Below are 14,030 nucleotides of genomic sequence, written 5' to 3' on the forward strand. Positions count from 1 at the left end.
AAGGAAGGAGACTCCATTATGGCGGAAAATGTGCAAAAAACTGCGCCGTCCTCCAGGGAAATGCTGGGGTATTATCTCAACAAGAGCTATCAGGATGCCATAGAGGGAAAGGCCCGGGGGGAGCTGGTCTGCTGGGCAAGTTCGATCGCTCCTTGTGAGTTTTGTGAGACGATGGGCATACATATGCTCTATCCCGAAAATCATGCCGCTGCCATTGCCGCCAAGCACGGCGCGGAGGAAATGATCGAGCATGCAGAGAGCATGGGATATTCGGTTGACAATTGCTCTTATGCACGCATCAATCTGGCCTATATGGATATCCAAAAATGCGTTGCGGAGAATATGCCCCTGCCTGATTTTGTCCTGGTGTGCAATAACATCTGTGAGACGCTGATCAAGTGGTATGAGAACATTGCCTATCAGCTAAAGGTGCCCATCATTATGATTGATGTGCCGTACAACTATGAATACGAGCCATCTGAGTGGGCCATTGATTACATCGCCGCACAGTTTGAGCACGCCATTGAGCAGATGGAAGAGATCACCGGAAAGAAGTTTGACTATAACAAATATCGTGAGGTCATGCAGATTGCCGCGGAGAGCTCTTACTGGTGGACAAAGGCCATGGGGATGGCCGCTGCCAAGCCCAGCCCGCTGAACGGTTTTGATATCTTCAACTATATGGCGCTCATCGTGTGCATGCGTGGAAAGACCGGCTGCCGTGACACCTTTAAAAAATTGGCCGAGGAGCTGGAGGAGAAGATCCAGAAGGGTGAGCCCGCCTTCAAGGAGGGTGAAAAGTACCGCATCATGTGGGACGGCATTGCCTGCTGGCCTTATCTGAGCCACAACTACAAGGCCATGCGTGCATTGGGGATGAACATGACCGGTTCCACCTATCCCAGAGGATGGAAGCTGGACTATGACAAGGATGATATCCGCAGCATGGCCCGCGCCTACACCAGCGTCGGAAACAATCTGTCACTGGAAGCGCAAATCGATCTGAAAACCGAAGTCGTAAGGACTTATAACTGCCAGGGTGTGACATACCATCTCAACCGCAGCTGCAAATGTATGGACTTCCTGTTCCATGAGATGCAGACCGAGGTGGCGCGCCGGACGGATACGCCCTACATCACCTTTGATGGAGATCAATCCGACCCCCGGAATTTCTCCAAGGCTCAGTTTGAGACGCGGGTGCAGGGCCTGGCTGAAATGATGGAGCAGCGCAAGTCGTAAGGGAAGGGAGAGGCTAGTATGTCAAAGATGCAGAGCATCCTGGAAAAGCTGGCGATCAATCCTGTCCAGGCTGTTGAAGATTACAAGAAGAAAACAGGAAAAGGCGCCGTGGGATGCATTGCACCCTACACGCCGGAGGAGATCATACACGCTGCCGGTATGCTCCCCATTGGTCTGTGGGGTGGGCAGGTAGAGCTCAACAAGGTGCGGGCCGTGCTTCCGGCCTTTGCCTGCTCCATTATGCAGTCGATTAAGGAACTGGAGCTTTCGGGCAGCTACGATATCCTAACCGCCGTGCTGTGTCCCTCGTCCTGTGATACGCTCAAGGCCATTGGACAGAAGTGGACACGGAAAGACGTGCCCATGATCCAGTTCGTGCATCCTCACAACCGGAAACTGCCCGCGGCCAGGACATTCCTCGCCAAAGAGTATCAACACGTGAGGGAGCGTTTGGAAAATGTGATCGGGGAGCCCATTCCCGATGAGGCCATTGTTCAGAGTATTCAGGTGTACAACGAGCATCGGGCCGTTATGCGCGAGTTTGCCCGGGCAGCGGGTGCACATCCCGACCTGATCGATCCTAAGACCAGACATCTGGTATTCAAGAGTGCATTCTTTATGCGGAAGGAAGAGCACACCGCTCTGGTGCGTGAGCTGACCGCCCTGCTTGACGAAGCTCCGGTCAAACCGTGGGATGGGCCGAAGATCATACTTTCCGGTATCATGGCTGAGCCGGACAGTATTCTGGATGTGATGAAGGAGCTGCATATTGCCGTTGTCGCGGACGATCTGGCTCAGGAGAGCCGTCAGAACCGGGTGGACGTCCCGGAGGACGGCACTGTAATGGAGCGGCTGGCCGAACAGTGGCAGAACATGTACGGCTGTTCCCTGGCATATGAGCATGAGAAGACCAGAGTCCCCATGCTGGTAGATATGGTCAAAAAGAATCAGGCGGACGCTGTCGTGGTGGCAATGATGAAATTCTGCGATCCTGAGGAGTTTGACTATCCCATGATCAAACAGACCATGGAAAAGGAGAACATCCCGCTGCTCCAGGTGGAGATAGACCAGCAGATGCAGTCTGTGGAGCAGTTCAGAACGAGAATGCAGAGCTTTGTGGAAATGCTCAGGCACGAATAAGAAAAGAAGCGCCGGAAAAGTGCGGAAAGGCGGATGAACGTGTATACCATTGGAATAGATATTGGCTCGGCTTCCAGCAAAGTGGTAATTCTTAAAGACGGGAGCAGTATCGAGGCGTGGTCTGTCATACAGACTGGAACCGGCAGCAGGGGGCCGGAGAAGGCCATGGAACAGGCACTGGCTCAGGCCGGCATTCATCTGGAGGATGCTGCCGGGATCGTGGCTACAGGTTATGGACGCATGAATTCCGCCTACACCGACAAACAGTTCAGCGAGATCAGCTGTCATGCAAAAGGGATTGCGCATCTGCTCCCCAATGCCCGGACAATCATCGACATTGGTGGACAGGATGCCAAAGCCATCCGTCTGGATGACCGGGGCATGGTGCAGCAGTTTGCCATGAATGACAAATGTGCTGCTGGCACAGGCCGCTTTCTTGAGGTAATGGCCCGGGTCATGGAAACCTCCCTGTCTGAGCTGCAGGAATGGGACAATAAAGCCCGTACGGTCGCTCATGTTAGCAGTACATGTACCGTCTTTGCTGAGTCGGAAGTAATCTCTCTGCTGTCCGCCGGAACGCCAAAAGCTGACATCATTGCCGGCGTACATAAATCTGTGGCGAGCAAAGCTGGTAGTCTGGTGCTGCGCATTGGTCTACAGGAAGACGTCGTTATGAGCGGAGGGGTTGCACAAAATCGCGGTGTGGTCAAGGCAATGGAGGCTGAGCTGAAGGTGCCAGTTCAGGTGGCGCCCAACCCGCAAATTGTCGGGGCTTTGGGAGCGGCCCTATTCGCTTATGAGGCACAGATGAAAAAACAGAAATAGAAAGGTGAGTACATATGAGCCGTTGGTCTAGTATGTATCAGGAAAAGCTGAAGACCGCCGATGAGGTGGCCAGCTGGATAAAAGATGGCGATCATGTAGAGTTTTCTCCCTTCGTAACTGTTCCGTGGGACCTAGATGCGGCATTGGCCAAAAGAAAGGACGAACTCCACAAGGTGTTCATCCGCTGCTCAACGCTTACCTGGGTTCCTGAGGTGTTCAAAGTGGACCCGCAGGGCGAGACCTTCCTGATGTGTGACGGGTCGTTCAGCGGCGTTACCCGGAAAATGAAGAGCCAAGGTGAGATCTATATTAACCCCTGCCTTTACCACGAGGCTCCCATGCTCTATACCCGTGGCGTTCTGCACAACGAGTATCTGTTCCTGGCGGCTACGCCCATGGATGAAAACGGTTTCTTCAACCTGAGTACATCGGCCTCCTCCCAGGTGGATATGGCACGGGCCCGCAGTGGGCCCCAAAAGAACCTGAAAGTGATCCTCGAGATCAATGAAGCCCTGCCCGTGGTGCAGGGAGACAACTATTTCCACATCTCCGAAATCGACGCGGTGGTGGAGAGTTCTCAGGCTCGCAAGCCGACAGCCATCGGAAAGGTTGAGCCTACTGAGATCGACGCCAAAATCGCTCAGTACATCATGAACGAAATGGTCGATGGGGCCTGTCTGCAACTGGGCATCGGCGGTATGCCCAATCTGGTCGGTAAGATGATTGCCGACAGCGATCTGAAGGATCTGGGCTGCCACAGCGAGATGTTTGTCGATGCGTATATGGATCTGTTCAACGCCGGCAAGCTGACCAACGCCCGCAAGCAGCTGGATGTGGGGAAGAGCGTGTTTACCTTTGCCATGGGTTCGGCTGAGTTGTATGATTTTATCAACAATAACCCCAGCATGCGCTGCATGCCGGTTTCTTACACCAATGATCCCAGTGTCATTGCCAAGAACGACCGCGTGTACTCTATCTGCTCCTGCTTGGCGGTGGATCTTTTCGGCAATGTGTCCTCTGAATCGGTAGGGTATAAGCAAATTTCCGGCACGGGCGGTCAGTGGGATTACCACTATGCATCCTTCCACTCCAAGGGGGGCAAGGGATTCTTGTGTATGCCCTCTTCCAAAGTGACAAAGGATGGCAAGCGGGTTTCCAACATCGTGGTGAGTCACACGCCCGGAACCCAGATCACAGTGTCCGGAAACACCACAAACTATGTGGTGACGGAGTACGGCATTGTCAATCTGAAGGGCCTTACTACCTGGGAAAAGGTTGAGGCGCTGGTGAGTATCGCACACCCCGATTTTCGGGATGAACTGTTCAAGGCTGCGGAAGCCGGGCGTATTTGGCGGGCACAGAATAAAATCATTTAATGGTCTTAAGGGATGGGGTGACACCAGCTACGCCCCATCCTTTTTTTACCTGCGCCGGGTACTTGCCATCTTTGGTTTGGCTTTAGTATACTGGAGACAAACCTTCGGAAAGGGGAGGCAACATGCGGGAGAGATTAGAACTGCAAGATTTTAAGGCGCTCGTTGACAATGCCGACAACGGATATATGATCGCGGATGGAAAAGGACTCATTCTGTATACTAACCGCGCTTATCTGCGCGCAGTCTCCCAAATCGAGAGTATGGTCGGCCATTATATGAGTGAATTCATTGAAGACGGTTCCATCAAACAATCCTGTCTCCTGATGGCAATAGAGCAAAAGCGGAAGGTGTCAATGGTCACGGTGACGCACGGAGTCAGCGGGGAAAAAACAGCGTATGTCTCATCTACTCCGTATCTGGATGAGAATGGAGATGTCTATAAAGTCATTACACAGGCCCGGGATCAAACTGAACTGACGGAACTGAAGGAGCAGGTGCGACTGCTGGAAAACCAGATGAACAAAAGCATGTTCCAGGGAGGGGACAAGCCCGACTATGGCCCTGGCGTTGTAGTTATGAGCAAAAAAATGCGGGGGGTCATGGAGTTGGCTGATAAAGTCAAGGATGTCAATTCCACCATTTTGCTGCTGGGAGAATCCGGGGTCGGAAAAGAAGTCGTCGCTCAGTACATCAGAAACAACAGTATATTCAAGGACAAACCCTTCATTGCGGTAAACTGCAGCGCCTTTTCGGAACAATTGCTGGAGAGCGAATTGTTCGGATATGTGGGAGGCAGCTTTACCGGTGCAAACAAGGAGGGGAAAAAGGGACTTTTTGAAGCGGCAGAGGATGGAATTTTATTTTTGGATGAAATCGGCGAGATCTCACCACGGATCCAGGTAGAGCTGCTGCGTACCCTGGAGGATAAGTCCATCTGCCGAGTGGGTGATTATCAGCGCATTCCCATCCATGCCAGAATTATCTCAGCGACCAACAAGGATTTAAAGCAAATGGTGCAGGAAAAGAAGTTCCGTGAAGATCTGTACTATCGACTCAATGTGATCTCCATTTCCATTCCGCCGCTGCGCCAGAGAACGGATGACATTTTCCCGCTGCTGTTATTCTATCTGCACAAATATAACCAGATGTATGATACAGACAAACGGTTTACCAAAGCGGCAATTCAACGGCTTCGGCGATACAATTGGCCCGGAAACATTCGAGAACTGAAGAATCTGGTAGAGCGCCTGGTCGTGACCAGCGGAGGAGATTTGATTCGCGAATCGGATTTGCTTCCATTGAGACTGGAGCAGAACGCCTCGGAAGTGGATGTTGGAGAAAACGCGATGTCGCTTCAGTTCGATCAACTTGTCCCCTTGGACTATGCGGTGGAAGAGGTTGAAAAACAACTTTTACTGATGGCAAAGAAGAAATACGTATCCAGCAGGAAGATGGCACAGCATCTGAAAGTGAGCAGAGCTACCGTCTGCCGAAAGTTAAAGAAGTACAATATTTCATTGGAAAAGGATGAATAAAATTATTTGAGGTGAAAAATGGGGTTTGAACGCAGGAGATGGATCTATCTTTTTTCAGGCATGCTGATTGAACTTTGCGCGGGACTTCCATACAGTTGGAGCGTGTTCCAGAATCTCCTGGCCGAAAAATATCAATGGAGCACGGCGGGAACGGCCGGAGCCTATTCTTTTTCCAGTATCTGTATGATCGCCTTTTCGCTGCTGGCTGCGACGCCACTCATGAACAGGATCGGGTTGAGTCGTTTCCTTGCGCTTGGAGGCTTGATATACGCTGCAGGAACTGTGGGTTGCGGCTTGATTCAAGGGTCTTTGGCGGAACTTTATCTATACTATGGTGTATGTATCGGAGTTGGAACAGCGATTCTTTACCCCACGCTGACATCCTATGCTGTTCGGCTGTTCCCGGACAGGCCGGGACTGGCCAGCGGGGTGATGGTAGGCGGCTATGGCTGCGGTCCGTTCGTGATCGCTCCGCTGCTTGCCAAGGTCCATGGAATCACGGGAGATATATCAAAGGCATTCCTGCCCCTGGGAGCATTGTTCGCGATTGTGATTCTCCCCCTCAGCCTGCTGCTTCGCGAGCCTCCGGAAGGGTGGGGGAATGGGGTTCACGACCAGGGTGAAAATGAACAGGCTCAAAACAGCAAAACGGGTATTGCTGGAAAGGAAATCCTGAGACATGGACTTTTTTATCTGGTCTATGTGACCTTTGCACTGGCCATTACCAACGGCACGATGTTGGTTACCCAGGCCTCGCCCATTCTGCGGGATCGTTTCCACATAAGCGTGGCGGCGTCGGCCAATATCGTGGGTGGGATTTCCATCTCGAATACCGTAGGGAGACTTCTGTGGGGGGGAATTTCAGACCGAATCGGACTTGGCAGAAGCACAGTCATGATTCATGTTGCTATGCTGGTTGGATTTGGACTGCTTCTGGTCGGGGACCTATGGCTGAGTATAGGCGCAATGCTTCTCTGTGTATTCTGCTTCGGCGGAGCCTCGACTCTGCTGGCCCCCTGTACAGCGCAAGCCTTTGGGCCGGACCAACTCAAGCAAAACTATCCCATCATGTTTTCTGTTTTTGGCCTGGCAGGGATTCTGGGCCCTGTGGTATGTACCAACCTGGGACATGGAAGCGCGTTCCTGGCTGGAACCGCAGCGGCCGCAGGGGGTGTCGCGGTTAGCGTTATGTACCATAAAGTAAAGGTACGGATGGATACAGAGGCGTGTTAGATGGTTGACAGGAGGGATACCATGACATATGAGCGGCTATTTTCTCCATTAAAAGTCGGAGGTCTTACATTAAAAAATCGGGTTATTATGCCGGCGCTGCATCATCTATATACGCCGGAGGGGTATGCAACTGCGCGACTCAAGGAATATTATTGGCGTAGGGCAGAGGGGGGGCCTGCACTTGTTGTTGTTGGCGGATGTAAATTTGATGACTACGGCGCCTCTCCGGCCATGCTTGATCTGAGCGATGATAAATTTATCCCGGGATACAGGGAATTTACAGACGGTATGCACCAGCGGGATACGCTGGTAGGTGTACAGCTGTATCATGCGGGCGCATACACCAAGCGTGAGTGGATCGGGGGAAAGGAGGCACTTGCACCTTCGGCTGTATTTTCTAAGTTCAGCAAGGAAATGCCGCGGGAAATGACACAGGAGGACATCAGAACGGTCATCCAACGGGAAGTGGAAGCCGCCTTGCGGGCCAGGGATGCCGGTTTCGACCTGGTGGAAGTCTTGGGATCTGCAGGGTATTTGATCAGTCAGTTCCTCTCCCCCATCAAGAATCTGCGTACCGACGAGTATGGCGGAAGTTGGGAAAAGAGGCTTCGCTTTCCAAGGGAGCTGGTGACGGCGCTGAGAGAGGCGCTGGGGCCCGATTTTACCCTCTGCATGCGCATAGCAGGCAATGATTTTGTGCCTGACTCCAACGACAATGATGTGGCGGTGGAATTCTGCAAAGAGATGGAGAAATGTGGAATCGATCTTTTTAATGTCACCGGAGGATGGCATGAGACGAGGGTACCTCAACTTCCTGGAGAACTGCCGCGCGGGGGGTTTTATTACCTAGCGGCTGCAATTAAGGACGCGGTCACTGTGCCTGTGGCGGCCAGCAATCGAATCAACGATCCTGCTGTAGCAGAGAAGTTTTTGGCGCTGGACATCAGTGATCTGGTATGCGTGGGACGGGGAATGCTGGCGGATCCGGACTGGGTAAACAAGGCACGGCGGGGCAGAGCGGGTCAGATCCGGCACTGTGTCGCCTGTAATCAGGGGTGTCTGGCCCGAACATTTTTTGGCAAGCCGATTGAGTGCCTGGTCAATGCAGAATGCGGACGAGAAGCAGAGTTCAGAGGAATCCCGCCGGTTCCGGCAAAAAAATTCTGGTGGTAGGCGGTGGACCGGCCGGCTGCGAGTTTGCCCTACGGGCCAAACAGAGAGGACATTACGTCACGCTTTGGGAAAAGGAGTCACGTTTGGGAGGGCAAATATATATGGCCTCCACCCCGCCTGGGAAAAATGAGTTTAAAACACTCATCGAATTCTATCAGACGATGCTGGCAGAAACGGGTGTGGAAGTGATGCTGGGAAAGAAAGCTACGGTATCGGAGATTTCCAGCGGAGGATTTGACGAGGTCGTGGTCGCCACCGGAATGAAGCCCCGTTTGATGCCGGTCCCGAATGACGGTACGGCGAAGGTAACCACTGCATATGACATATTAGAAGGGAATGAAATTGCCGGACGGCGTGTGCTGGTCGTGGGTGGCGGTTCTGTTGGCTGTGAGACCGCACAGTATCTGGCCAATGAGGGGGCTGCAGATGCGCAAGAGGTGTTTTTCTTGCTCCGCCATGCGGCGGAAAAGGTGGAAAAGGTTATGAACCTGATGAATAACAGTCGCCGCATGGTCACGATTGCCGACATTATGGCAGTCGGGACAGGCTTTGAAGCGGGTACAGGCTGGCCGGTGATGAAAGACCTGAACCGTCTTCATGTGGATCAGCGGCCATTCCATGTTTTGGAACGGATAGAGAACGGTGCAGCCGTTTTAAAGAACCTGAAAGACGGGGGAACCGATAGCGCCATCCCCTGCGATACCGTTGTTCTTGCGGTAGGAGCAGACTCCGAGCGGACACTGGCAGAGGAATTGCAGGAATGTGGATTGCCAGTACATACCATCGGGGACGCAAAAAATGTCGGGAGAATCATGGATGCTATCCGTCAGGCCGCAGAGCTGGCCAAACAGATTTGCTGACAGCGGGATAAATGCTTCTGATCATCCTGCCTCATCATAAGGCTGGCCGCTTATGCGGAGCAAGATAGGATAATCGTAAGTCTTTAATAAATAGGCCTCCCTTTCAGAGCCCTTAAAGCCGTGTGCGGCGGAGGTTACAGTGAGTTTAGGCCAATCGAACAGGCAGATGAATATGCAGCCGGTTGGATGAAGGCCCCGGGGATTTCCCCGGGGCCTTCATCCTGTTATGGCACGGGTGATTGCCCTGACAAAACGGCAAGCACCTGCGTTAGATGCGTGAGCGAATCACCGGAAATCACCAGTATCTGGAAGAACGGCGCTTCTCATTGTTTGCACACGACGAGTTGATCCCATCCGATTTGCGGCTCAAATGCCAGTATAAACTGGACACAAATCAGCAGATGAAAACATGGGCAAGGGAAAACACACCTGGCTTTCTGGACGGTTGAAATGTGCCTGCTGTGGATACGGCGTCAAGGTCAACCGTGACAAAGAGGAATACTACCTGGTGTGCAGCGGCCGTTCTAATCTAAGGGTGTATCATTCATCCATCCAGATAGATCTGCGAGCACTGGAGGCCTCCGTGGAGGCAGAATTGGAGCGGCTTTTGGCGGAATGCGCGGACGTAAGGGAGCAGCCGGAAGACGATCAGCAAAAAGCGGCGGCCCTAGCTGAAATTGATCGGAAGATTAAACGTCTTATATCCGCCCCGGCAGAAAGCAATGATCTGTCGATGGGCTATATCAACCGCACCATTGCAAAACTGGAGAGCCAACGGCAGGTCCTGCTGGCGCAGCAGGCCAGACAGTGCGGCAGTCCCCCTGCAAAATTAAAGCATTTGAAATTTGACCACTGGAGTTTGAGCAGGAAAATCTGCAGCTATACCAGATACACAGGATTGGGGTTGGTACAGATAGAAGGGATACAATCCAGCTTCTGTATATAAAAGACGCCCTGCATACAGTTTTTGACCTAAAGTTGTGTCTTGGCATGGTGTATGGTATATGATATAACAACAGATGAGCGAATCATCGTTTATGGCAGCCCCTGATCTGATGCTAAAAGGGTACACTGCATTGTTGACAGCCGAATCAACACCTGCATGGAGGTAGAAAGAAAGGGAGTTACACATGGATACTACCTTTGAAAAGTTTTTTGTTTCAGATCTGCTGAGGGATATCCCTCTGGAGGAGGTCATGGTAGAAGCTTCTGACAGCGTGATGATTACCAACGGAGACGGTGTCATCTGTGGGATCGGGCATACGATGCTGGAGAACCTCGGAGCAACACCCCAAGAGATCCTGGGATATACGGTGGATGACTTGGTCGCGCAGGGGTACTATGACCGCTCTGTGATTCGGGAGTGTATCAACAAACGCAAAACTGTCAGCGGCTTGCTGAAGGACCGCTTTGATCACAATCTGTTTTCTACGGCAAAACCTATTTTCAGCGAAAATGGCCATATCCGTTTTGTGGTTACCAACACACGCGGCGGCCATGTCCTGGATCAATATCTCAAGGAGTTACAGGAAAGCCGGAACAAATATCAGGGCATTACGGATTATCTGCGCACACGCACCAAAAAGTGTGGAATTGTTGCCCAGAGCTCTGAGATGGTACATCTGATGTCATTGTGCAAGCGGATTGCTGCCACCGATGGAACTGTGCTTTTAACGGGCGAAAGCGGAACCGGAAAAGAAGTATGTGCTACCTATATTTATGAGAACAGCCGGCGGGTACAGGAGACCTTTCTGCCGATTAATTGCAGTGCTATTCCTGCTGATCTGGTGGAATCCGAACTATTTGGATATGAGAAAGGTGCATTTACCGGCGCGGATACAAAGGGGCGGACCGGCCTTTTGGAAGTGGCCAATCATGGGACGGTTTTCCTGGATGAGGTGGGAGAGCTTCCCCTGCATGTGCAGCCAAAACTTCTGCGTTTTTTGGAGACTGGAGAGATCAAACGTGTAGGCGGGAGCAAATACATCTCATCCGATGTGCGCATCATCGCTGCCACAAATCGGGACTTGAAAAAACTTGTGGCACAGCATAAATTCCGCGAGGACCTCTATTACCGCCTGAATGTGGTCCCTCTTCATATCGCGCCGCTCCGTGATCGGAGAGAGGATATCCTGCCGCTGGCAGAATTTTTTCTGAGCCGGTTCAATCGAAAGTATGAAAAGCAGGTAACTTTCCCACAAAAGGTGCAAGATTGGATGATGAGCTATGCCTGGCCAGGCAATGTCCGTGAGTTGAGGAATTTTGTGGAGCGTACGGTGATTACCGGCGTGGAGGAGGATCCAGTGCCGTTGCCTGAGCTGGGGCAGGCTGATGAAAGGCCGGAACAGTCGGATGAGATTCAGGAGTTGCTCCCGCTCCATCAGGCAGTAAAGGAATTTGAGACGGCATATATTCAAAAGGCTGTCCGCGCTTCCAACGGCAATATGACCCAGGCGGCAAAGCTGCTGTGTGTCCACAGGAGCCAACTGTACCGGAAACTTTCCGAACACCAGGCGGAATAGAGCAGATCACAATATGTAGCAAAAATAAGACGTCGCATATTTACAACAATAAGTTTGTTGCAAATATGCGACGTTTTTTGCTGCAATTCCTGGTTTTACAAGGGGTTGCAGTGTTGGCACTGCGTTTGCATATAGATAAGGCCGTAAAGTTCCCAACCGACAGGAAGGAGTGTATTACACCATGGAACAATTTCATAAACACATTCTGACCAGTGAGCAGCAGGACCTTCAGGCCTTTGCGCGAGACTTCGCTACGAAGGAGGTCGCCCCCGTCGTTGCGGAGTGTGACCGGAAGGGCGAGTTCCCACTGGAGGTTTTCCACAAATTCTGTGATGTTGGCTTCAATACGATGTTCCTGCCTGAGGCTTATGGCGGACAGGGCCTGGGGGCCATGGATATGGTGGTAGTCTACGAGGAGTTTGCCAAAGTGGACGCCGGCTTTATCTGCAGCGCAAGTACGGGAGAATTCGGAATTGAGCCCATTCTGGTGGCCGGCACTGAAGAGCAGAAGAAGTATTACATGGATTTTATCCTGCAGGGCGGCCTGGGCGCGTTTGCCCTGACTGAGCCGAATGCCGGTTCTGATGCCGCCGCTACAAAGACCACTGCGGTTCGTGACGGCGATGACTACATTATCAATGGACGTAAGTGCTTTATTACCAGCGGGCCGGTGGCCAATGTTTACAGTGTCTTTGCTTCCACGGACCCCAGCATGGGTGCAAAGGGGATCAGCTGCTTCATTGTGGAGCGTGATCGTCCGGGCGTTTCTGTGGGTAAGGACGAGGACAAGATGGGCATGCGGCTTTCTTGTACGTCGGACGTAATTTTTGAAGATGTACGTATTCCCGCCAAGAACCTGGTGGGCGCAGAAGGAAAGGGATTCGGCCTGGCCATGAAGTGCCTGGACCGCAGCCGGGGCGTGAACTCCTATGGTGCCCTGGGTATTGCCCAGCGTGCGCTGGATGAGGCGGTAGCCTATGCCAAACAGCGGAAAACCTTTGGAAAGCCCATTATCAAGCATCAGGGTGTGCAATTCCTGTTGGCCGACATGGAAGTGGATGTGACCACTGCCAGGGCGCTGCTTTGGCAGTGTGCCCAGATGGTCGATAAGGGTATTTTTGATACGAAACTCGGATCTGTGACCAAGACCTTCCTCAGCGAAATGGCCATGCGGGTCACCACCAACGCTGTGCAGGTCCTGGGCGGCTACGGCTACAGCCGCGAGTATCCGGTGGAGAAGTTGATGAGAGATGCCAAGCTCTGGGCCATTTTTGAAGGCACCAACCAGATTCAGCGAATGGTCATCTCGGGCTGCCTGGCACAGCAGGGGGGCTGATGAGATTGGAGTACGAAAATATCCTTTACGAAGTGAAAGACCAGGTGGCGGTCATTACACTCAATCGCCCGAAGGCATGGAATGCCCTTTGCAGTGAACTTAACCAAGAACTGGAGGATGCGATCCATCGGGCTGATTCCGATCCTGGTGTTCGTGTTCTGATTATCACCGGCGGAAAAAAGGTGTTTGCCGCGGGTGCCGATGTCAAGCAGATGGCCGACGCTACGCCAATGGATGCGGCCAGAACCGCAGAGCAGGGACAGCGAATCAACGAGCTGATAGAATCCATCGGATTACCCGTCATTGCGGCACTGGACGGCCTGGCCCTAGGCGGGGGCTGCGAACTGGCCATGTCCTGTGATTTCCGTGTGGCAGGAAAGAGCGCAGCATTCGGTCAACCAGAGGTAGGCTTGGGCATTCTTCCGGGAGCCGGAGGAACGCAGCGCCTGGCGCTTCTGGCGGGTCCGGGGATCGCCCGGGAGATGGTACTGCTGGGCCGGCAGCTGACTGCGGAAGAAGCTCTGACCTGTGGACTGGTGACACGGCTGGCGGAGGCTGGCCAAGCGCTGGAAGAGGCCCTGTCTCTGGCCGAGACGCTGGTCCGTAAGCCGGCATATGCCTTGGCGCAGGCAAAACACGCCATTGTGGCGGGGCAAAATTTTGGTGTTGGCTACGGAAAGCTGTTTGAGCGGCAATGCTTCTCCCTGACCTTTGCCAACCCCGATCAGACAGAGGGGATGCATGCTTTCTTGGAGCGGCGTCACCCCGAATTTGAAAATCGGCGCTGAGCC

Annotated in this window: 12 protein-coding genes; all 12 read left to right on the forward strand. The window is 52.7% G+C overall.

The features are described from left to right. Positions 1-18 precede the first annotated feature (18 nt). Positions 19-1,239 carry a 2-hydroxyacyl-CoA dehydratase family protein gene (locus tag Q0K15_RS00765; RefSeq protein WP_294510589.1) on the forward strand — a complete coding sequence of 407 codons (1,221 nt, stop codon included), beginning with the start codon at positions 19-21 and terminating at the stop codon, positions 1,237-1,239. 18 nt (positions 1,240-1,257) lie between these two features. Further along, positions 1,258-2,379 (forward strand): 2-hydroxyacyl-CoA dehydratase family protein, encoded by a 1,122-nt coding sequence (locus Q0K15_RS00770; RefSeq protein ID WP_294510592.1) that lies wholly within the window; start codon positions 1,258-1,260, stop codon positions 2,377-2,379. Between the two features lie 39 nt (positions 2,380-2,418). Further along, positions 2,419-3,204 (forward strand): acyl-CoA dehydratase activase, encoded by a 786-nt coding sequence (locus Q0K15_RS00775; protein ID WP_294510595.1) that lies wholly within the window; start codon positions 2,419-2,421, stop codon positions 3,202-3,204. A 32-nt stretch (positions 3,205-3,236) separates the two neighbouring features. Next, a complete protein-coding gene (locus Q0K15_RS00780; protein ID WP_294510598.1) occupies positions 3,237-4,580 on the forward strand; it encodes an acetyl-CoA hydrolase/transferase C-terminal domain-containing protein in 1,344 nt (447 codons plus the stop codon). A 122-nt stretch (positions 4,581-4,702) separates the two neighbouring features. Next, positions 4,703-6,115: a sigma 54-interacting transcriptional regulator gene (locus Q0K15_RS00785; RefSeq protein WP_294510601.1), complete on the forward strand. Its 1,413-nt coding sequence runs from the start codon at positions 4,703-4,705 to the stop codon at positions 6,113-6,115. Positions 6,116-6,133: 18 nt separating this feature from the next. Next, a complete protein-coding gene (locus Q0K15_RS00790; RefSeq protein ID WP_294510604.1) occupies positions 6,134-7,348 on the forward strand; it encodes an MFS transporter in 1,215 nt (404 codons plus the stop codon). A gap of 21 nt (positions 7,349-7,369) precedes the next feature. Continuing rightward, positions 7,370-8,521: an NADH:flavin oxidoreductase gene (locus tag Q0K15_RS00795; RefSeq protein WP_294510607.1), complete on the forward strand. Its 1,152-nt coding sequence runs from the start codon at positions 7,370-7,372 to the stop codon at positions 8,519-8,521. After that, entirely contained in the window at positions 8,458-9,381 is a 924-nt protein-coding gene (locus Q0K15_RS00800) for an FAD-dependent oxidoreductase (protein ID WP_294510610.1), read from the forward strand. The genes Q0K15_RS00795 and Q0K15_RS00800 overlap by 64 nt, the downstream gene beginning before the upstream one ends. 409 nt (positions 9,382-9,790) lie before the next feature. Then, positions 9,791-10,327 carry a zinc ribbon domain-containing protein gene (locus Q0K15_RS00805; protein WP_294510612.1) on the forward strand — a complete coding sequence of 179 codons (537 nt, stop codon included), beginning with the start codon at positions 9,791-9,793 and terminating at the stop codon, positions 10,325-10,327. A gap of 184 nt (positions 10,328-10,511) precedes the next feature. Continuing rightward, entirely contained in the window at positions 10,512-11,903 is a 1,392-nt protein-coding gene (locus tag Q0K15_RS00810; RefSeq protein WP_294510615.1) for a sigma 54-interacting transcriptional regulator, read from the forward strand. Positions 11,904-12,084: 181 nt separating this feature from the next. Then, on the forward strand, positions 12,085-13,239 hold the full coding sequence (locus Q0K15_RS00815; protein WP_294510619.1) for an acyl-CoA dehydrogenase family protein: 1,155 nt from the start codon (positions 12,085-12,087) through the stop codon (positions 13,237-13,239). Beyond that, positions 13,239-14,027: an enoyl-CoA hydratase-related protein gene (locus Q0K15_RS00820; RefSeq protein ID WP_294510622.1), complete on the forward strand. Its 789-nt coding sequence runs from the start codon at positions 13,239-13,241 to the stop codon at positions 14,025-14,027. Before Q0K15_RS00815 ends, Q0K15_RS00820 begins: the two co-directional genes overlap by 1 nt. The last annotated feature ends 3 nt before the right edge of the window (positions 14,028-14,030 follow it).

Source organism: uncultured Intestinimonas sp. (assembly GCF_944387245.1).
GTDB lineage: Bacteria > Bacillota > Clostridia > Oscillospirales > Oscillospiraceae > Intestinimonas.

Coding starts and splice junctions, on each gene's coding strand:
- Q0K15_RS00765 (WP_294510589.1), top strand. CDS start 19: ATGGCGGAAAATGTGCAAAAAACTGCGCCGTCCTCCAGGGAAATGCTG.
- Q0K15_RS00770 (WP_294510592.1), top strand. CDS start 1,258: ATGTCAAAGATGCAGAGCATCCTGGAAAAGCTGGCGATCAATCCTGTC.
- Q0K15_RS00780 (WP_294510598.1), top strand. CDS start 3,237: ATGTATCAGGAAAAGCTGAAGACCGCCGATGAGGTGGCCAGCTGGATA.
- Q0K15_RS00785 (WP_294510601.1), top strand. CDS start 4,703: ATGCGGGAGAGATTAGAACTGCAAGATTTTAAGGCGCTCGTTGACAAT.
- Q0K15_RS00790 (WP_294510604.1), top strand. CDS start 6,134: ATGGGGTTTGAACGCAGGAGATGGATCTATCTTTTTTCAGGCATGCTG.
- Q0K15_RS00795 (WP_294510607.1), top strand. CDS start 7,370: ATGACATATGAGCGGCTATTTTCTCCATTAAAAGTCGGAGGTCTTACA.
- Q0K15_RS00800 (WP_294510610.1), top strand. CDS start 8,458: ATGCGGACGAGAAGCAGAGTTCAGAGGAATCCCGCCGGTTCCGGCAAA.
- Q0K15_RS00805 (WP_294510612.1), top strand. CDS start 9,791: ATGGGCAAGGGAAAACACACCTGGCTTTCTGGACGGTTGAAATGTGCC.
- Q0K15_RS00810 (WP_294510615.1), top strand. CDS start 10,512: ATGGATACTACCTTTGAAAAGTTTTTTGTTTCAGATCTGCTGAGGGAT.
- Q0K15_RS00815 (WP_294510619.1), top strand. CDS start 12,085: ATGGAACAATTTCATAAACACATTCTGACCAGTGAGCAGCAGGACCTT.
- Q0K15_RS00820 (WP_294510622.1), top strand. CDS start 13,239: ATGAGATTGGAGTACGAAAATATCCTTTACGAAGTGAAAGACCAGGTG.